Source organism: Roseococcus sp. (assembly GCF_965227005.1).
Taxonomy (GTDB): domain Bacteria; phylum Pseudomonadota; class Alphaproteobacteria; order Acetobacterales; family Acetobacteraceae; genus Roseococcus.
In genome coordinates, this window is sequence record NZ_CBDDFJ010000003.1 from 1 (window position 1) to 18,613 (window position 18,613).

Annotated in this window: 20 protein-coding genes; 9 read left to right on the forward strand and 11 right to left on the reverse strand. The window is 70.2% G+C overall.

Annotated features, from left to right (window positions below):
- A partial coding sequence (locus ACO057_RS00230; protein WP_421988335.1) for a hypothetical protein occupies positions 1-302 on the forward strand: 302 nt, incomplete at its 5' end.
- A gap of 6 nt (positions 303-308) precedes the next feature.
- Here the strand turns inward: ACO057_RS00230 and ACO057_RS00235 are convergent.
- On the reverse strand, positions 309-1,514 hold the full coding sequence (locus ACO057_RS00235; protein WP_421988336.1) for a hypothetical protein: 1,206 nt from the start codon (positions 1,512-1,514) through the stop codon (positions 309-311).
- Between the two features lie 93 nt (positions 1,515-1,607).
- The gene (gene aroC / locus ACO057_RS00240) at positions 1,608-2,714 is read right to left on the reverse strand and encodes a chorismate synthase (protein WP_421988337.1); all 1,107 of its coding nucleotides are present in this window, start codon (positions 2,712-2,714) and stop codon (positions 1,608-1,610) included.
- A gap of 150 nt (positions 2,715-2,864) precedes the next feature.
- On the opposite strand from aroC, the gene ACO057_RS00245 reads away from it, so the two are divergent.
- Entirely contained in the window at positions 2,865-4,568 is a 1,704-nt protein-coding gene (locus ACO057_RS00245) for a cation:proton antiporter (protein ID WP_421988338.1), read from the forward strand.
- Positions 4,569-4,599: 31 nt separating this feature from the next.
- Here ACO057_RS00245 and ACO057_RS00250 read toward each other — a convergent pair whose 3' ends face one another.
- The 4 genes from ACO057_RS00250 to fabI all read right to left on the reverse strand — a co-directional run bounded on the left by ACO057_RS00250 (position 4,600) and on the right by fabI (position 8,712).
- On the reverse strand, positions 4,600-6,009 hold the full coding sequence (locus tag ACO057_RS00250) for a TRAP transporter large permease (RefSeq protein ID WP_421988339.1): 1,410 nt from the start codon (positions 6,007-6,009) through the stop codon (positions 4,600-4,602).
- A 13-nt stretch (positions 6,010-6,022) separates the two neighbouring features.
- A complete protein-coding gene (locus ACO057_RS00255) occupies positions 6,023-6,574 on the reverse strand; it encodes a TRAP transporter small permease subunit (protein WP_421988340.1) in 552 nt (183 codons plus the stop codon).
- Positions 6,575-6,589: 15 nt separating this feature from the next.
- Complete coding sequence (locus ACO057_RS00260; protein ID WP_421988341.1) at positions 6,590-7,693, reverse strand: TRAP transporter substrate-binding protein; 1,104 nt, start codon at positions 7,691-7,693, stop codon at positions 6,590-6,592.
- A gap of 179 nt (positions 7,694-7,872) precedes the next feature.
- Positions 7,873-8,712, reverse strand: coding sequence for an enoyl-ACP reductase FabI (fabI, locus tag ACO057_RS00265; protein ID WP_421988342.1), 840 nt, complete (start codon positions 8,710-8,712; stop codon positions 7,873-7,875).
- A 185-nt stretch (positions 8,713-8,897) separates the two neighbouring features.
- Between fabI and pdxH the strand changes: the two genes are divergently transcribed.
- Genes pdxH through ACO057_RS00280 form a run of 3 tightly spaced genes read left to right on the forward strand, consistent with a single transcriptional unit; the run spans position 8,898 to position 11,846 of the window.
- Positions 8,898-9,482: a pyridoxamine 5'-phosphate oxidase gene (pdxH, locus tag ACO057_RS00270; RefSeq protein ID WP_421988343.1), complete on the forward strand. Its 585-nt coding sequence runs from the start codon at positions 8,898-8,900 to the stop codon at positions 9,480-9,482.
- Positions 9,482-10,933: an AAA family ATPase gene (locus tag ACO057_RS00275; protein WP_421988344.1), complete on the forward strand. Its 1,452-nt coding sequence runs from the start codon at positions 9,482-9,484 to the stop codon at positions 10,931-10,933. The genes pdxH and ACO057_RS00275 overlap by 1 nt, the downstream gene beginning before the upstream one ends.
- A gap of 34 nt (positions 10,934-10,967) precedes the next feature.
- Positions 10,968-11,846, forward strand: coding sequence for a universal stress protein (locus ACO057_RS00280; RefSeq protein ID WP_421988345.1), 879 nt, complete (start codon positions 10,968-10,970; stop codon positions 11,844-11,846).
- A 21-nt stretch (positions 11,847-11,867) separates the two neighbouring features.
- Here the strand turns inward: ACO057_RS00280 and ACO057_RS00285 are convergent, their stop codons facing one another.
- Both ACO057_RS00285 and ACO057_RS00290 read right to left on the reverse strand, forming a co-directional pair.
- A complete protein-coding gene (locus ACO057_RS00285; protein ID WP_421988346.1) occupies positions 11,868-12,629 on the reverse strand; it encodes an alpha/beta hydrolase family protein in 762 nt (253 codons plus the stop codon).
- A gap of 65 nt (positions 12,630-12,694) precedes the next feature.
- A complete protein-coding gene (locus tag ACO057_RS00290) occupies positions 12,695-13,564 on the reverse strand; it encodes a LysR substrate-binding domain-containing protein (protein ID WP_421988347.1) in 870 nt (289 codons plus the stop codon).
- 190 nt (positions 13,565-13,754) lie between these two features.
- Here ACO057_RS00290 and ACO057_RS00295 point away from each other — a divergent pair, with 190 nt between their 5' ends.
- The 4 genes from ACO057_RS00295 to ACO057_RS00310 all read left to right on the forward strand — a co-directional run bounded on the left by ACO057_RS00295 (position 13,755) and on the right by ACO057_RS00310 (position 16,274).
- Entirely contained in the window at positions 13,755-14,516 is a 762-nt protein-coding gene (locus ACO057_RS00295) for a TSUP family transporter (protein WP_421988348.1), read from the forward strand.
- Entirely contained in the window at positions 14,513-14,746 is a 234-nt protein-coding gene (locus tag ACO057_RS00300; protein WP_421988349.1) for a hypothetical protein, read from the forward strand. Before ACO057_RS00295 ends, ACO057_RS00300 begins: the two co-directional genes overlap by 4 nt.
- Positions 14,747-14,844: 98 nt before the next feature.
- Entirely contained in the window at positions 14,845-15,552 is a 708-nt protein-coding gene (locus ACO057_RS00305; protein ID WP_421988350.1) for a pirin family protein, read from the forward strand.
- Positions 15,553-15,707: 155 nt separating this feature from the next.
- Positions 15,708-16,274: a GNAT family N-acetyltransferase gene (locus tag ACO057_RS00310; protein ID WP_421988351.1), complete on the forward strand. Its 567-nt coding sequence runs from the start codon at positions 15,708-15,710 to the stop codon at positions 16,272-16,274.
- Here the strand turns inward: ACO057_RS00310 and ACO057_RS00315 are convergent, their stop codons facing one another.
- The 3 genes from ACO057_RS00315 to ACO057_RS00325 are packed head-to-tail and all read right to left on the reverse strand — an operon-like array spanning position 16,275 to position 18,608.
- Positions 16,275-16,931 (reverse strand): ABC transporter ATP-binding protein, encoded by a 657-nt coding sequence (locus tag ACO057_RS00315; RefSeq protein ID WP_421988352.1) that lies wholly within the window; start codon positions 16,929-16,931, stop codon positions 16,275-16,277.
- The gene (locus ACO057_RS00320) at positions 16,918-17,679 is read right to left on the reverse strand and encodes an ABC transporter ATP-binding protein (RefSeq protein WP_421988353.1); all 762 of its coding nucleotides are present in this window, start codon (positions 17,677-17,679) and stop codon (positions 16,918-16,920) included. The genes ACO057_RS00315 and ACO057_RS00320 overlap by 14 nt, the downstream gene beginning before the upstream one ends.
- Entirely contained in the window at positions 17,676-18,608 is a 933-nt protein-coding gene (locus ACO057_RS00325) for a branched-chain amino acid ABC transporter permease (protein WP_421988354.1), read from the reverse strand. The genes ACO057_RS00320 and ACO057_RS00325 overlap by 4 nt, the downstream gene beginning before the upstream one ends.
- Between the last annotated feature and the right edge of the window lie 5 nt (positions 18,609-18,613).

Sequence of the window (18,613 nt, forward strand, 5' to 3'; positions counted from 1 at the left end):
GCACGATCTTCGGGGCGGCCGGCGGTTTCATCGCCGGCTCCAGCCTCTCCGCGGGCGTCTCGCTGCTCGACCGGATGAAGCGCTCGGCCAAGGGCATCTACAAGCATGTGAAGGGCACGCGCGGGGTGCATCGCTCGCAGGCCGCGGCCACGCTCATGCACTGCCATGTCGCGGCCTATAACCGCGCCAATGGCAGCAACCCGGCCGATGAGGCGCTCTTCGTGATCCTGGGCGAGGAATACGAGGCGGTCACCCGCGCGGTCGATGTGACGCGCCTGGCCGCGCGGCTGGCCTCCAACTGACCCTGGTCAGTTGCTGCTGATCGCGGGCTCCAGCCCCGCATGCTTCGCCGCCGGATGGCCCGGATTGCGGAAGCGCAATTCGCCCTCCGGCACCGAGGCGCCGACGCCGAAGAACTCCTGACGCGTCGTGCAGGTCACGGCCACGACGCGCCGGGCCACCGGCTCGGTGAGGAAGCGCCGCACCGCGCCCTCCAGCTCCAGCGTGTTGCGCAGCGAGTTCCACTCGGCCGCCTCCAGATCGTCGAGGAAGACGGCGAGAATGCCGGGCTGCCGGCCCGACAGCCGCGCCTGCGCCGTCGCGGCCAGCCGCCGCGCCACGGCCTGGGAGATCGCGTTCTCGCGCCCCGAGCGGGCCGCCATCACCAGCACGCTGCCGCTCGCGGGATCGGCCGTGACGGCCAGATGCGCCTCCACCCCGAAGACCTGGCGCAGCTGCGCCGGCAGGCCCCGCTGCGGGTCGCTCGCGGCCTGGGCGCCGGCCAGCACCAGAGGGTCCAGCTTCAGCACGGCGTCCGCGCTCGAATCCTGCCGCCGCTCATCGGCCAGCATGGCCGAGATGCGCGTGTGCAGATCGGCGAGCTGCGCCGTGTCGGACACGCCCTCGGGCAGGGTCATCTTCAGGATGTAGCGGCCGGGATGGGCGGCGAGCCAGGTCTGGAGCTCGGGATTCACGCGGTCCACCAGCATCGCCCAATGGCCGCGATGCAACGGGCGGCCCTCCTCGGCCGAGACCGTCTCGCAGACCACCTCGGTCACCGCGCCGCCGCGCTCGATGCGCAGGTCGTGGTCGGCGCCGTCCTGCAGGCCGTCGAAGCGCACTTCGAAGCCGCGGGCGCGCAGCAGCGAGGCCGTGCGGACGAGGTGGAAGAGCGGGATGAGGTTCGCCTGGCCGGCCAGGCCCTCGGCCAGCATGGCCTTCAGCCGCTTGCGCCCGGCATCGGGCAGGAGGCGGGCGAGGCCCGTGACCTCGCGCGCGAAGCCCAGCACCAGGCGATCGGCACGACCGGCCTTGGCCATCATCTCAGGCCGGTCGAGCCGGGCGAGGATCAGCTCCAGCATGTGGCGCTGCTGCGCGGCGCGCCCGGCCAGGGAGCCCGGCTGCGCCTGAGTGCCCAGGTGCAGCACGCGCTTGCGCCAGGTGGCGGCGCCCGCCAGGGCCACGAAGGCCTTCAGCGCGCTCGCATCGGCGGTCGTCGATTCAGCAGGCGGCATGAGCCCTCGTCGGGATGTGCGGAACATCGAGAGTGATACCGATCGGTATCACGAGGCACGCTAACAGGATTCCTTCCCGTGCCTCAACCCGCGTTATTCGCGCGGCAGCCGCCCGAGGATCGGCGCCCCGGGGTTCTGGGCCCGGTGGCGCAACAGGTGGTCCGCCAGCACGCAGGCCAGCATGGCCTCGCCCACCGGCACGGCCCGGATACCCACGCAGGGATCGTGGCGGCCCTTGGTGAGGAGGTCGGTGTTCCCGCCCGCCTGGGTCACCGCCTGGCGCGGCGTCAGGATCGAGCTCGTCGGCTTCACGGCGAAGCGGGCGATGATGGGCTGCCCGGTGGCAATGCCGCCGAGGACCCCGCCCGCGTGATTGGCGAGGAACTCCACATGTCCGTCCTGGCGCATCCGCATCTCGTCGGCATTCTCCTCGCCGGAGAGGGCGGCGGCGGCGAAACCATCGCCGATCTCCACACCCTTCACGGCGTTGATGGACATGAGCGCCGCCGCGATTTCCGCGTCGAGCTTCCCATAGATGGGAGCCCCGAGCCCGACGGGAACCCCCTCGGCCCGCACTTCGATCACCGCGCCCACGGAACTGCCGGATTTGCGCACGGCGGAGAGCTGTTCCTCCCAGCGGATCGCGGCCTTGGCGTCGGGGCACCAGAAGTCGTTGCGGCCCACCTGATCCCAGTCCCAGGCTTCGCGGTCGATCCTGTCGGCGCCGATCTGCACCAGCGCGCCGCGGATCACGACGCCCGCGCCCAGGATGCGGCGCGCCACGGCGCCGGCCGCCACGCGCATCGCCGTCTCGCGCGCCGAGGCCCGCCCGCCGCCGCGATAGTCGCGGATGCCGTATTTCCATTCATAGGCGATGTCGGCATGGCCGGGACGGAAGGACTTGGCGATCTCGCCATAGTCCTTGGAGCGCTGGTCCTGGTTGTCGATGTGCAGCGCGATGGGCGTGCCGGTCGTGCGCCCCTCGAAGACGCCCGACAGGATGCGGACCTGGTCCGGCTCCTGCCGCTGCGTCACGAATTTGGACGTGCCGGGCTTTCGCTTGTCCATGAAGGGCTGGATCCAGGCCTCGTCCAGCTCGAGCCCGGGTGGACAGCCGTCCACGACGCAGCCGATGGCGGGCCCGTGGCTTTCGCCCCAGGTTGTGACGCGGAAGAGGTGACCGAAGCTGTTGTGACTCATGGCCCTCCTTTCCTAGCCTGGGCGCGAGCGCGCGGCCACTGGGTGGCGGCGCCCTGCGCCACGAGCTTTCCGTCCCCGCGCGATGTCCGCGGCAAAGAGATCGCGGCCGCCCCATGGCGCGTTAAGTAAAGAGCGGGTTAGCCTTCCTCCATGCATGCCGTTTCGTCACTTCTGGCGACTCTCGTCGTCGCGCTCGCGCTCGCCTTCGGGTTGGGGCTCGTGGCCCGTTTGCTGCGGCTGCCGCCCTTGCTGGGCTATCTCGCCGCCGGGCTCCTGGTCGGCCCCTATACGCCGGGCTTCGTCGCCGATCACGGGATGACCTCGGCCATGGCCGAGATCGGCGTGGCGCTGCTGCTCTTCGGCGTCGGGCTGCATTTCCGCCCGCGCGATCTCGCGGCCGTGTGGCGGGTGGCGGTGCCGGGTGCGCTGGGCCAGGTCGTCATCGGCACGTCGCTGGGCGGGGCGCTGGGATGGACGGTGCTGGGCCTTTCGGTGGGGCCGGCGATCGTCTTCGGGCTCGCGCTCTCCATCTCGTCGACGGCCGTCGCCACGCGCACGCTGGAGGAACGCGGCCGGCTGGCCGGCGAGGCGGGCCGGGTCGCGCTGGGCTGGCTCGTGGCGCAGGACCTCATCGTCGTGCTGGCGCTGGTGCTGCTGCCGGTGCTGGCGGGCAATCCCGGCGAGCTGAGCGGCGCCCTGGCCAAGACCGCGGTGGAGCTGGTGGCCTTCGTGCTGCTGCTGGGCGTGGCGGGCCGCGTGCTGCTGCCGCGGCTGCTGGCCACCGTGGCCGCGACCGGCTCGCGCGAGCTCTTCACTTTGGCCGTGGTCGTCACCGCGCTGGGGACGGCCTTCGGCTGCGCCGCGCTCTTCGGCGTCTCGCCAGCGCTGGGGGCCTTCTTCGCCGGCGTGCTGCTGGCCGAGAGCCCGCAGGGCCATCAGGCGGCCGCCGAGACCATGCCGCTGCAGCGCATCTTCGTGGCGCTGTTCTTCGTCTCGGTGGGCATGCTGGTGGACCCCGTGGCCATCCTGGCCGCGCCCTGGCTGGCCCTGGCGGCCTCCTTCTGCGCCCTGCTGGGCACGGGCATGGCGATCCTGATCCTGCTGACCCTGCTGCGCGTGGCCCTGCCCACGGCGGCCACGGTGGCGGGCGGGCTGGCGCAGATCGGCGAGTTCTCCTTCGTGCTCCAGGAGCTGGCCATCGGCTTCGACGTCCTGCCCGCCTCCGCGCGCGGGCCGATCCTCGCCGCCGCCACGCTCACCATCATCCTCACGCCGATCTCGCTCTCGCTGTCCGAGCAGCTGGCCACGCGCCTGGTCGGCGAGCGGCGCTACCGCGCCTGGATCGCGCGCCGTTCCGGGGTGCGGGCCTTCGCGGCGGTGCCGCCGGGGCTCAGCGGCCATGCGATCATCGCCGGCTATGGCCGCGTGGGCCGCGTCGTCGCCAAGGCCCTGGCCGAGCATGACATTCCCCATGTCGCCATCGAGGCCGACCACGGCGTGGCCATGGATCTGCGCGCCAAGGGAATGGCCGTCGTCTGGGGCGATGCCGCCCAGTCCGAGGTGTTCAAGGCCGCGCGGCCGGAGACGGCGAGCCTCATCATCCTGGCCATGCCCGACGCCTTCGGCTGCCGGCGCGTGCTGGACATGGCGCGGGCGGCCAACCCCACCATCGCCGCGACCGCGCGCGCGCATAACGACGAGGAGGCGAGCTTCCTCGGCCGGCTCGACGGCGTGGGGCTGGTGGTGATGGGCGAGCGCGAGATCGCCCTCGGCATGGCGGGCTTCGCGCTCCAGCATTTCCAGCTGGAGGCGGATACGGCGCAGCGCACGGTGGACCGGCTGCGGCAGGGCTGACCGCCCCCTCCCTTAGCCCCTTCCGAGGGCGTCAGAAGACCGGCGGCGCCGCCTCGTCATCCCCTGAATCGGGCATGGGCACCTCGATCTGCACCGTGGAGGGATCCACCCCCGTCCCGCGGTCCAGCCAATAGGTCACGCTCTGGGGCCAGAAGATGACGACCGCGACGAGGACCAGCTGCAGCCCCACCCAGGGGATCGCGCCCCAGTAGATGTCGCTGGACTTCACCTCCTTGGGCGCGATGCCGCGCAGGTAGAAGAGCGCGAAGCCGAAGGGCGGGTGCATGAAGCTCGTCTGCATGTTCACGCAGAGCAGCACGCCGAACCACACCAGATCGATGTCGAGCTTGGTCGCCACCGGGACCAGCAGCGGGATCACGATGAAGACGATCTCGAAGAAGTCGAGGAAGAAGGCGAGGAAGAAGATGAAGATGTTCACGAAGATCAGGAAGCCGACCTGACCCGCGGGGATGTGCGACAGCAGATGCTCGATCCACAGCCCGCCGTCCACGCCCTGGAAGACCAGGCTGAACACCGTCGAGCCCACGAGGATGAAGATGACCATGGCGGTGATTCGCATGGTGCTCTCCATCGCCTGGTAGAGCAGCGCCCAGGTGTAGCGCCCGTTGATCCAGGCGAGGACGATGGCGCCCACGGCGCCCATCGCGCCCGCCTCGGTCGGCGTGGCCAGGCCCAGGAAGATGGTGCCGAGCACCAGGAAGATCAGCACGATCGAGGGCACCATGCCCTTCATCACGCGCCAGTAGAGCGGCCAGCCGCGCACGGTCAGCGCCTCCGGCGGCAGCGGCGGCACCTTGTGGGGCGCGAAGATCGCCACACCCGCGATGAAGGCCATGAAGAGCAGGATCTGCAGGATCGAGGGGCCGATGGCGCCGGCATACATGTCGCCGACCGAGCGGCCGAGCTGGTCGCCCAGGATGATCAGCACCAGCGAGGGCGGGATCACCTGGGTGATGGTGCCCGAGGCGGCGATGACGCCGGTCGCGATCCGCATGTCGTAGCCGTAGCGCATCATGATCGGCAGCGAGATCATGCCCATGGCGATGACCGAGGCCGCGACCGTGCCCGTGATCGCGCCCAGCACCGCGCCCACGAGGATGACGGCGAAGGCAAGACCGCCCGGCACCTTGCCGAAGAGCTGGCCGGTGCCCTCCAGCAGATCCTCGGCGAGGCCGCAGCGTTCCAGCACCGCGCCCATCAGGGTGAAGAACGGGATGGAGAGCAGCAGGTCGTTCGACATGATGCCGAAGATCCGCAGCGGGAGATTGCCCAGATAGGCGGTGGTGAAGAAGCCCATCTCGATCGAGAGGAAGCCGAAGAAGAGCCCCGTGGCGGCCAGCGAGAAAGCGACCGGAAAGCCGATCAGCAGAAAGATCACTAGGCCGCCGAACATGATCGGCGGCATGAGTTCGAGGCTCATCCGGGGCGGTGTCCTATTGCTCGGGGCGCACGTATTCGGCCACCAGCTCGACCTCGTCGGGGGCGGTGCCGATCAGCGCCGCGACGCGCTTGATGAGCTCGGAAATGCCTTGCAGGAAAATCAGCGCGAAGCCGATCGGCAGGATCAGCTTCACCGGCCAGCGCAGCAGCCCCCCGGCATTGGAGGAGCTCTCCTGCCGCTGCCAGCTGTCGAGGAAGAAGGGCCAGGTCATCCAGGCGAGCATCGCCATGGCGGGCCCCAGGAAGAGGACGAGTCCGAAGACATCCACCCACAGCCGCGCGCGCGACGGCAGGTTGCCGTAGACCAGGTCCACCCGCACATGCTCGTTCCGGTGCAGGGTGTAGCCCGCCCCGAGCATCACGATCACGGTGAAGAGGTACCACTGCACCTCCAGCCAGGAATTGGAGCTGTAGGAGACGAGGTAGCGCACGGCCGCATTGCCGGCGCTGACCACGCAGGCCAGCAGAACGGCCCAGACGGCGAGCCGGCTGACCCACCGGTTCAGCACGTCGATCGCGTGGCTGGCGCTCAGAAGCGGGCCCATCCTGCCGCCCTCCGCTCAGCGGCGCTGCTGCTCCTGCGACTGCATCAGGTAGTTGAAACTGTCGAAGGTGTTCTCCGCCACGCGGAACCAGGGGAGCGTCGTGTCGCGGAAGGCCTTGGCGTGGTCGTAGATCTTCTTGAACATCGGGTTCGCCGCCGAAGTCTCGGCATAGAGCTCGTTGGCCGCGTTGTAGCAGGCTTCCAGCACCGGGCGCGGGAAGGGCCGCAGCTGCGAGCCGGCGGCGACGAGGCGGCGCAGCGCGGGCGGATTCACCGCGTCGTATTTGGAGATCGTCTCGATGGTGGCGTCGCGGCAGGCGCTTTCCAACGCTTCCTTGTAGAGCTGCGGCAGCGCGTCGTACTTCGGCTTGTTGCTGTAGAAGGACAGGTTCAGCCCGCCCTCCCACCAGCCGGGATAGTAGTAGAAGGGCGCGACGCGGTTGAAGCCGAGCTTCTCGTCGTCATAGGGGCCGACCCATTCGGCGGCGTCGATCGTGCCGCGCTCCAGCGCCGGATAGATGTCGCCGCCCGCGATCTGCTGCGGCACCACGCCGAGCTTAGCCAGCACATTGCCCGCGAAGCCGCCCACGCGGAACTTGAGGCCGCGCAGGTCCTCCGGCGTGCGGATCTCGCGGCGGAACCAGCCGCCCATCTGCGCCCCGGTATTGCCGGCGGGCATGGAGACGATGTTCATCGGCTCGAAGAATTCGCGAAGTGCGACGCGCCCGCCGCCATGCTCCATCCAGGCATTGAGCTGGCGGAAATTGAAGCCGAAGGGCCAGGTGGAATCGAAAGTGAAGGTCGGGTCCTTGCCGACGAAGTAGTAGGAGGCGGTGTGGCCGCAATCCACCGTGCCGCCCGTGACGGCATTGGCGACCTCGAGCGCGGGAACCAGCTCGCCGGCGCCGAAGACGCGGATCTGGAACTTGCCGTCGGTCAGGGCCAGGACGCGCTTGGCGACGTGCTCGCCCGCGCCGAAGATGGTGTCCAGCGACTTGGGGAAGGAAGAGGCGCAGCGCCAGCGGACTTCGGGCATGGCCTGGGCCAGGGCCGGGGCGGCCAGAGCGGCGGCGCCCAGGGCGCCGGCGGCCGTCCCGGCGACGATATTGCGACGATTCATCAGAACGCCATCCTTTCCGAATTCCCCGCGGCCGCGTTCTTGGGCGGCTCGCTGCAAATTTCATTACGGCACAAATTTACATGACGTAAGGTAAAGCGCGAGGAGATTCGAAGGGGCGTTCCCGGCAGTCCTCACCGCCCGCTCCCCCATCGCGGGGGGAGCCTGCGACGACGAGGGGATCAGCCCTTGTCGATGGTGAGGTCGGGCGCGTCGGGGTTCTTCATCCCCACGATGTGGTAGCCGCAATCCACGTGATGCACCTCGCCCGAGACGCCCGTGCTGAGCGGCGACAGCAGGTAGAGCCCTGCCCCGCCCACTTCATCCAGCCCGACATTGCGCTGCATCGGCGAATTGTACTGGTTCCACTTGAGGATATAGCGGAAGTCGCCGATGCCGCTCGCGGCCAGCGTCTTGATCGGCCCCGCGCTGATGGCGTTCACCCGGATGCCGTTGGGCCCGAGATCGGCTGCCATGTAGCGCACCGAGGCCTCCAGCGCGGCCTTGGCCACGCCCATCACGTTGTAGTGCGGCACCCACTTCTCGGCGCCCAGATAGCTGAGCGTGAGCAGCGAGCCGCCCTCGCTCATCAGGGCCGCGGCGCGGCGGCCGGTGGCGGCGAAGGAGTAGCAGGAGATGTCCAGCGCCTGGAGGAAGGCCTCGCGCGGGGTGTCGATGAAGCGGCCCCGCAGGTACTGCTTGTCCGCGAAGCCGATGGCATGGACGAAGAAGTCGAGCTTGCCCCAGCGCTCCTCGATGGCGCCGAAGGCGGCGTCCATGTCCTCGTCGCTGCCGACGTCGCAGGGGATGACGATGTCGCTGCCGATGCTCTCCGCCAGGGGGCGGACGCGCTTCTCCAGCGCCTCACCCTGATAGGTGAAGGCCAGTTCCGCGCCCTGCGCCGCGCAGGCCCGGGCGATGGCCCAGGCGATCGAGCGGTCATTGGCCACGCCCATGATGAGGCCGCGACGGCCTTGCATCAGCGTCCCGGTGGGCAGGGCGTGGGCTGCGTCTTCCTTCATGTCGATCCGTAGTTCTGGCGCGGCGCGGGGCCGCGGCGGGTGGTGGGCGTCAGTGGTGGTGACACATGGCCCCGAACCGGGCAAGGCCCTTGGCTTGTTCCGGAATGCATGAAACCGGCATGATTTCCTCCATCCCGCCGCGGGGCCGGATTCTCGCCGGAGGCAATCCGGTCTAAGGATGGGCCATGGCCGACAGCACCAACCCCTACGCCCTCTTCGCCGAATGGTTCGCCGAGGCGGAGAAATCCGAACCCAACGACCCCAACGGCATGTGCCTGGCCACCAGCACGCCCGAGGGACGCCCCTCCGCGCGGATGGTGCTGCTGAAGGGCCAGGACGAGCAGGGCTTCGTCTTCTACACCAACCTCGAATCGCGCAAGGGCGACCAACTGGCCGCCAATCCCTTCGCGGCCCTGTGCTTCCACTGGAAGTCGCTGCGGCGCAGCGTGCGCGTGGAGGGCCGCGTCGAGGCCGTCACGGCCGAGGAGGCCGACGCCTATTACGCCACCCGTGCCCGCGGCTCGCGCATCGGCGCCTGGGCCTCGCGCCAGTCGCGCCCGCTGGAGGGCCGCTGGGCGCTGGAGAAGGCGGTCGCGGAATACACGCTGAAATTCGGCGTGGGCGCGATCCCGCGGCCGGAGTTCTGGTCGGGCTTCCGCCTGGTGCCCGACCGCATCGAGTTCTGGCGCGACATGCCCTTCCGCCTGCATGAGCGCCGCGTCTTCTTCCCCGAAGGCGGGACCTGGCGCGAGGAAGCGCTCTACCCCTGATGGTGGTGGTGCCCCCCGGGCAGCGGGAGGCCGCCGATTTCCTCGCCCGGCTCACCGGCGGTGGCGTGACGCAGACGCATATCTCCGCCGTCTTCCTCGGCGCCCATGAGGCGCTGAAGCTGAAGAAGGCGGTGGACCTCGGCTTTCTCGACTTCACCCGCCTGGAGGACCGCGAGCGGCTGGTGAAGCGCGAATACGAGCTCAACGCCCCGCATGCCCCGCAGCTCTATCTGGGCGTCGAGAAGCTCACGCGCGGGCCGGAGGGCCTGCGCTTCGGCGGCGAAGGCGCGGCGGTGGAATGGGTGCTGCGCATGCGCCGCCTGCCCGCCGACGCCTTCCTCTGCGAGCGCCCCTTCGAGCCGGCGCTGCTCGATCCCCTGGCGGACGCGGTGGTGAGCCTGCATGCCGCCACCCCGCGCCGGGAGGGCGGCGGCGACATGACCGGCGTGATCACCGGCAATCGCGAGGCGGGGCTGACCGCGGGCCTGCCTCGGCAGGACGTCCAGCGCTGGTCGCAGGCCGCCCTGGCCCTGCACGATCCGCTGAGGCCCTGGCTCGCCGCGCGGGCGCGCGACGGCTTCCTCCGCCGCTGCCATGGCGACCTGCATCTGGGCAATTTCTGCCTGATGGAGGGCCGCCCCACGCCCTTCGACGCGCTGGAATTCGACGAGGCGCTGGCCACCATCGACACGGGCTACGACCTGGCCTTCCTCGTCATGGATCTCGCGATGCGGCACGGCCGCGGGCCGGCCAACCGGGTGCTCAACCGCTACATCGCCCGCACCGGGGACGTGGCGCTGCTGCGCGGCCTGCCGCTGTGGCTCTCGCTGCGCGCCTTCATCCGCGCGCATGTCCTGGCACGGACGGGCGGCGACGCCTCGCGGCTGATGGCGGCCGCGCTGGACTGGCTGGAGCCCGCGCCCCCGCCCGTGCTGGTCGCGATCGGCGGGCTGCCGGGGACGGGCAAGACGACGGTGGGCCGGCGCCTCGCCGCCGCGCTCGGCCCCTCCCCCGGCGCGGTCCAGCTGCGCAGCGATGAGATCCGCAAGCGCCTGCACGGCGTTCCGCCGGAAGAGCGCCTGCCCGCGACGGCCTATGCCCCCCGCGAAAGCGCGCGGGTCTTCGCCGCGCTGCGCGACGGCGCGCGCCTCGCGCTCGAAGCCGGCCGGTCGGTCGTCGCCGACGGCGCCTATCTCGCCGCCGCGGAGCGCGACGCCATCGCCGCCGTCACGCCCCGGTTCCATGGCTTCTGGCTGGAGGCGCCGCTGGATATCCTGCGCGCCCGCGTGGCGTCGCGCACCGGCGACGCCTCGGATGCCGACGTCGCCGTGCTGGAGGCCCTGGCCGGGCGCGATCCCGGCGTCATCGACTGGACCCGACTCGACGTCACTTCCACTGCCGGCGCAACTGCGTGCAAGATGCTGGACTTACTGCCTTACGGCCCGCCATAACCAAGTCGGATCAATCGGTTTCGAGGACATCGCCATGGCCTATCGCCGCCTGCTTCTGCCGCTCACGGGAACCGCCGCGGGAGAAGCCGCTCTCGCCACCGCTTTGCTCGTCGCGCGCATATGGGGCGCGCATGTCCATTGCCTGCACGTGCGCGTCGATGCGCGCGACGTCGCGCCGCTGGCGGGCGAGGGCCTGTCGGGCGCCATGATCGAGGAGATGATGGCCGCGACCGAGCGCGAGAGCGGCGATCGCGCCGGGCGCGTCCGCGCCATGTTCCAGCGCTTCGCCGCCAATGCGGGCGACATCACCATCGCCGATTCCGCCGAGACGGCGCTCAAGTCCGACGGGCCGACGCTCTCCTTCGAATCCATCGCCGGCCGCGAGGAGGATGTCGTCGCCCAGCAGTCGCGCCTCTACGACATGGCCGTGGTGCCCCACCCCGAGGCCGACGAGGATGTCTCCAGCTCGGACGCGCTCCACGCCGTGCTCTTCGACAGCGGCCGCCCCGTGCTGATCGCGCCCCGCGTGGCGCCGGCGACGATCGGCACGCGCGTCTGCTGCGCCTGGAACGGCTCGGCCGAATCCGCCGCCGCGATCGACGCGGCCCTGCCCTGGCTGCACCGCGCCGAGGCGCGCCGCATCCTCTACGCCGACGAGTATCAGCGCCGCGGGCCCAAGGTGGAGGGCATCCTGGCCTATCTGCACTGGCACGAGATCTCGGCCGAGGCGATGCAGTTCAAGCCGATGACCAAGGATGTCGGCGCGGGGCTGCTGGGCGGCGTGCGGGACTTCGGGGCGGACCTGCTCTGCATGGGCGCCTACAGCCATTCGCGGCTGCGGCAGCTGATCCTGGGCGGCGTGACGCGGCATGTGCTGGAGAACAGCGACGTGCCCGTGCTGATGTGCCGTTAGGCACGTCCGCCGCCAACCCGGTCATCGGCCCGGCGCGAGATGTCGGCTGAAGAAGTCGATGACCAGGCTCCCCTCCAGGTTCCGGCCCTCCGCCCCGAAGGTGTGATCCTCCCCTTCGAAGAAGTGGGCCTCCGGTGCCGCCCCCGCCTCGGTCATGCGCGCGACCAGGCGCCGCGCCATCTCGTCGCCCCACACATTGTCCCGCGTGCCTTGCGCGATGAAGACGGGGCAAGGGAAGGCCGCCGCGCCGAGGAGCGTTCCCGGGCGGGTCCGCTCGTGGGTGCCCCACCAGGACCATGGGGGACGATGACGATCGCCCGCCCAGGGCAGGCCGGTCTCGAAATCGGCCACGATGAAGGCGGGCCAGACCTCATCGGGAGGGGCATGGACGGCGACGGCATCGGGCTGAATGGAAGCGCCGTCCTCGGCCAGCAGCTGGGTGAGCAGAAGCGCGTGCTCGGCCCCGCGCGACATTCCGAACAGGCCGAGGCCGCAGCCATACGGCGCAAGCTCCTCCCGCAGCGACCGCAGCGCGGTCTCCGCGCGCTCCAGCGGCACGTCGTCGATATCCGGCTGCCTCGGCCAGCGGCTCTCCGGGGTGTAGTTGCACGCCAGGGCGGCGAAGCCGTTGGCGGCCAGCAGGGCGCAGGTCACGTCGTTCCAGCCCGCGAACCCGCCCTCGCTCCCGTGCAGACACACCACGCCGCCGCGCGGCGGCGCCCTTCCGGGCCAGTAGATGACGGCGCCGGTCGAGGAGGCGGAGTGGCGGACGGCGAGTTCCATGGTGCGATCCTCAGCTGGGCACCGACGATGGGTTGCCCCCATCTCAGCACATCCAGGCTGGGTTTTCACGCGGCCGCTTCGACGATCCAGGAGCGGAAGGCGGCGAAGGCGGGGTCCTTCTCGCGGCCCGGCCGATGGATGAGAAACCAGCCCTTCTCCTTCGGCACCGAGGCCGCGAAGGGCGTGGCCAGCCGGCCCAGCCGCAGCGCGTCGTCGATATAGGGCCGGATGCCCATCGCCACGCCCAGGCCGTCCGCCGCCGCCTGCTGCGCCTGGCCGTAGAAGTCGAAGACCGGCCCGCGCGCCGCGATCCGGCCGAGCCCCTGCGCCTCCAGCCAGAGCGGCCAGTCCTCGGCGGCATGCGCCACCCGCAGGAGCGGCACGCCGGCCAGCTGCTCCGGCCGCGCCAGCCCGGCCGCCAAAGCCGGCGCGCAGACCGGCAGCAGATCGGCCGCGAAGAGCGGCGTGGCCTCGAAGCCCGGCCATTCCCCGCTTCCCAGCCGGATGCCGCAGCTCCAGCCCTCGTCGAAGGCGGCCGCCGCGCCGCCGGTCGTGACGCGCACCTGGATGCTCGGCGCGCGCGCGTGCCAGTCGGCCAGGCGCGGGATCAGCCAGTGCGTGGCGAAGCTCGGCCCCACGCCGAGGATCAGCGTCCGCTGGCCGGCCTGGGCCATGGTCGCGACCGTCAGCCGCTCCAGCTCGTCGAAGATGCCGCCCAGCCCCACGCGATAGGCCGCGCCCGCCGCCGTCAGCGCGAGGCGGTTCGCGCCGCGCTCGAACAGCGCGATGCCCAGCCGCAGCTCCAGCAGACGCACCATCCGGCTGACCGCGGCCGGGCTGACATGCAGCTCCGCCCCGGCGGCGGCGAAGCTGCCATGGCGCGCGGCGGCCTCGAAGGCGCGCAACCCGTTCAGGAAGGGCAGGCTTCTGGACATCTGATCCCTAGAGCCTTCTTCGTTCGCAAGGGCTCACTTCGAAATCTCCAGCTCTTTGGTTTTTTCGAGCATCTCTACCCGACCAGACGATTCCGTCTGATCGGGTGATGCTCTAGCCCCAGGAAAGCTGAGGGTCAGCCCTGAATATCTTCCCTTTCGCATCGTTGCGCCAGCGCGCAGATTCCGCGCCATGTCGCTCACCCTCACCGCGCTGCTCGGCGCCGTCATGATCTGCACCGCCCTGCTCTCGGGCATCTTCGGCATGGCGGGCGGGCTGATCCTCGTCGGCGTGCTGCTGGCGCTGATGCCGCTGCCCGACGCCATGGCGCTGCATGCCATCACCCAGATCGGCTCCAACGGCTGGCGCGCCATCCTGTGGATCCGCTACGTCCGCTGGCGCAGCGTGGGCGCCTACCTCTCCGGCTCCGTGCTGGCGACGGCCGCCTGGGCCACGGTGCAGTTCGTGCCCGACAAGCCCTGGGCGCTGCTGGCCCTCGGCGCCACGCCCTTCCTCGCCCGCGCGCTGCCCGCCTCGCTGCGGCCCGATCCCGACCGCATCTCGCACGGGCTCGCCTATGGCGCGGCCTGCATGATGCTGATGCTGGTGACCGGCGTGACCGGCCCGCTCTCCGACACCTTCTTCCTCGGCCGGGCCGAGCAGGACCGGCGGCAGATCGTCGCCACCAAGGCCTTCTGCCAGGTCGTGAGCCACGCCTTGAAATTCGTCTACTTCGCGACGCTGATCCCGAATTCCGGCAGCGTCTCGATCGGGCTGGCGGTGATGGGCGTCGCCTGCTCGATGCTCGGCACCACGCTGGCCCGCCGCGTGCTGGACGCGATGACGGATACCAGCTTCCGCAAATGGTCGAAGCGGCTGATCACCGCCATCGGCCTGTTCTACCTGGCCCAGGGCGCCTGGCTCCTGATCTCCGGATGGATGAACACCCCATGAGCACACCCGTCATCAACGCCCTCATGCTCGACATGGTGGAGTGGCTCGCCCGCGCGCCGCGCCCCTATGCGGAGGCCATCGAGGCCTGGCGCACCTCCTGCCCGCGCCTCACCGTCTGGGAGGATGCGATGGAGGAGGGCGTCATCGAGAACCGCCGCGCGGCCGATGGCGGCCTCTACGTCGCGCCCACGCCCAAGGGCCTCGACCTGCTCCGGACGCGTCATCAATGAGCTGAATATGGATGATCCATTCGCCGGCATGGCGAAGGGCACCCCCGGGCGACTATCTGTTCCCTCGAAGCCACAAACCGGCTCACGGGATCAAATCCATGATCGACATCCGCCCCTTCGACACCCTCGGCCACGCCGACCACGGCTGGCTCAACGCCCGCCATCACTTCTCCTTCGCGGGCTATCACGACCCCGCCCGCATGAGCTGGGGCAAGCTGCGCGTCTGGAACGACGACGAGATCGCCGCCGGGCACGGCTTCGATCCGCACCCCCATCGCGACATGGAGATCATCACCTATGTCCGCGAGGGTGCCATCACCCACCGCGACAGCCTGGGCAATGAGGGCCGGACCGAGGCGGGCGACGTGCAGATCATGTCGGCCGGCACGGGCGTGACCCATAGCGAGTATAATCTGGAGCCGACGAAGACGACGCTGTTCCAGATCTGGATCATGCCCGACGTGCGCGGCGCCAAGCCCAACTGGGGCGCCAAGACCTTCCCCAAGGCCGGGCGCGAGGCAGGCTTCGAGGTGCTGGCCGGCGGACGTCCCGGAGACACCGAGGCGGGCGCGCTGCCCATCAACGCGAATGCCGCGGTGATGGCGACGACGCTCTCCAAGGGCCAGGAGCTGCGTTACCCGCTAGCCGAAGGCCGCGCCGCCTATCTGGTCGCGGCCAAGGGCAGCGCCAGCGTGAACGGCACGCCGCTCGGCCCGCGCGACGGCGCGGCGATCTATCGCGAGGACGAGATCGTCATCGTCGCGAATGACGAGGCCGAGCTCGTGATGGTCGAGGTCGCGGCCTGACCTGGCAAGGGCATGGGGCGGGGCATGGGAAGGCGGCGCCGCTTTTCCATGCCCCTGCCTGCGGGCGCGCTTCTTTTGCCGGGGTATCCTGGCGCGATCCCCTCTGTTGCGTTTAATGGCCTGCTCAGGCTGCGGAACAGAAAGGTCTACACGCCATGGATGCCGATCCGGTGCAGACCGCCACCATCACGGTGCGGCCCGTCCGCGACACCGATATGGAGGCGATCGCCGCCATCTACGGACATTATGTCCTGCATGGCACCTCCACCTTCGAGACGGATCCGCCGGGCGCGGCGGAGATGCAGAAGCGGCACGACGTGCTCGCCGCCCAGGGCTATCCCTATCTCGTCGCCGAGGGCGACGGCGTGGTGCTCGGCTATGCCTATGTGAGCGCCTATCGCCCACGCCGCGCCTATTGGAACACGGTCGAGAACTCGATCTACCTGCGCCACGACATCGCCGGGCGGGGCGTAGGCACGACCCTGCTGCGCGCGCTCGTGGATCGCTGCGAGGTGCTGGGCTACCGCCAGATCATCGCGATGATCGGCGACAGCGGCAATGTCGCCTCGCTGCGGCTGCATCTGGGCCAGGGCTTCGAGAGCCTGGGGACGCTGCGCTCGGTGGGCTACAAGCACGGCCGCTGGATCGACACGGTCTGCATGCAGCGCAGCCTGGGCCTGGGCGATTCCATGCCGCCGGATACCGCCCCGAAGGGCAGCTGATCAGGCGGGCGCGATCTCGCCGCGCTCGATCACATAGGTGCTGTCCACCAGCGGGCGCAGCAGGCCGGGATTGCTTTCCGTGATCAGGATCGCGACGTCCGGCAGCGCATCCCGCAACCGCCGCAGCGCCTCGGCGTAACGCAGGGCGAGCGCGGGGGCGAGGCCCTGGAAGGGCTCGTCCAGCAGGATCGCGCGGGTGCCGATCATCAGCGCGCGCGCCAGGGCCACCATCTTGCCCTGCCCGCCCGAGAGGCCGGCCGCCTTGCGCGGCGCGAGATCGCGCAGCTCCGGCAGAAGAGTGAAGACCGCCTCCATCCGCCGCGCCGTCTCGGCCGGGTCCAGCTTCAGCACCTGGGCCGGCAGCAGCATGTTGTCCTGCACGGTGAAGGTGCCGAAAAGCCGGCGGTCCTCCGGCGCATAGCCCACGCCCAGCCGCGCGCGGAAATGCGCCGGCACGCGCGAGGCCTCCTCGCCGGCCACGGAGACGCTGCCCCCGCGCAGCGGCAGCAGCCCCATCAGCGCGCGCAGCGTGGTGGTCTTGCCCGCGCCGTTGCGCCCGATGAGCGCCACGCGCCCGCCCGGCGGCACGTGCAGCGACACGCCGCGCAGCACCGGCACGCCGGCGATATCGACCGAAGCCCCGTCAAGCCGCAGCATGGCGTTCGATCCCGATCACGTCGCGTTGCACCTGGGGGTCCGCCAGCACGGCGGCGGGTGGGCCGAGGGCCGCGATCTTGCCCTGCGACCACACGGCCACGCGGTCGGCGAAGCGCTCCACCACATCCATGTCATGCTCGACGAAGACGGCCGTGACCTGGGCGGCGCGCAGCACGCGGGCCAGGGTCTCGACCACCTGCATCTTCTCGTTGGCGGCGACGCCGGAGGTGGGCTCGTCCATCAGCAGCAGGCGCGGCTTGAGTGCCACGGCCATGGCGATGTCGGCCAGCTTGCGCGCGCCCTCGTTGAGCGCGTCGGCGCGGGAATCGGCGATGGCCGAGAGGCCGAAGCGCTCCAACAGATCCTCGGCCTCCTCGCGCCAGGCCGGGCGCAGCAGCGGGCGGAAGGGCGACCACGGCCCCTCGCGCGCGGCGATGGCGAGGGCCGCGTTCTCCAGCACGGTGTGCTCGGTGAAGAGCTGCGGCAGCTGGAAGGAGCGCGCGATGCCGCGCGCCACGATGCGCCGCGGCGCCATGCCGGTGATGGACTGGCCCTCGTAGCTGATCGTGCCGGCCTGGGGGCGCAGATAGCCCGTGGTCATGTTGATGAAGGTCGTCTTGCCCGCGCCGTTCGGGCCGATGATGGCGAGGAACTCGCCGCGCATCACGTCGAGGTCGATGCCGTCGGCGGCCTTCACGCCGCCGAAGGCCAGGCGCAGCCCCTGGGCCGAGAGGAGGACGTCGCTCATGCGCGCTTCCTCCACAGGCTTTCGACCATGCCCCACAGCCCCCGCGAGAAGAACAGGATCACCCCCATCAGCACGAGGCCGAGGATCGCCTGCCAGGCATCGGCGAAGCTCGCCGCCGCATAGACGCGCACCAGCTCGAAGGTGATCGCGCCGAGGAAGGGACCGAGCGCCGCCCCCGCCCCGCCCAGGATGGCGATGAAGACCAGCTCGCCCGAGACGGTCCAGTAGCCGAGCAGCGGCGTCACATGGCGCGTCGTCATGGCGATGATGCTGCCCGCCAGCCCGCCCATCAGCGTGGAGAGCACATAGGCCGAAAGCAGCACGCCGCGCGCCGGCAGGCCCATGAATTCCAGCCGCGTCTCGCGCGTCTTGATGGCCGAGAGCGCCTGCCCCATCGGCGAGGCGAGGTAGAGGCGCACGAAGAAGCCGATGGCCAGAGCGAGCACCAGAGCGGTGCCGAACATCGCCCATTCGAACTGGTCGCGCTCCAGCGTCATGCCCATGAAGCGCGGCACGCCGACACGGATGCCGTCGGTGCCCTTGGTGTAGTGGTAGAGCTTCTCCAGCAGCGAGTAGAAGACCATGCTGATCGCGAGGTTCAGCATGCCGAAGAAGATCTCGCGGTAGCGCGAGACGAAGAGACCGACCACCAGCCCCAGCGCGCCCGAGAGCAGCATGGCCACCGGCATCAGGATCAGCGCCTCGGGCGTCGAGGGCGCCAGGAAGGCCACCGTATAGGCACCGAAGGCGAGGTAGAGCGCGTGGCCGAAGCTCACCTGCCCCGCCCGCAGCAGCAGCAGGATGCCCAGCACCGCGATGCCCTTGGCGAGTGCGATGGTCAGTACGAAGCGCAGCCAGGGCGCGAGAAAGGCCAGCAGCACCAGCAGCGCCGCGCCCGCGATCGCGAGGATCGTTTCCGTTCGTCTCATTGGGG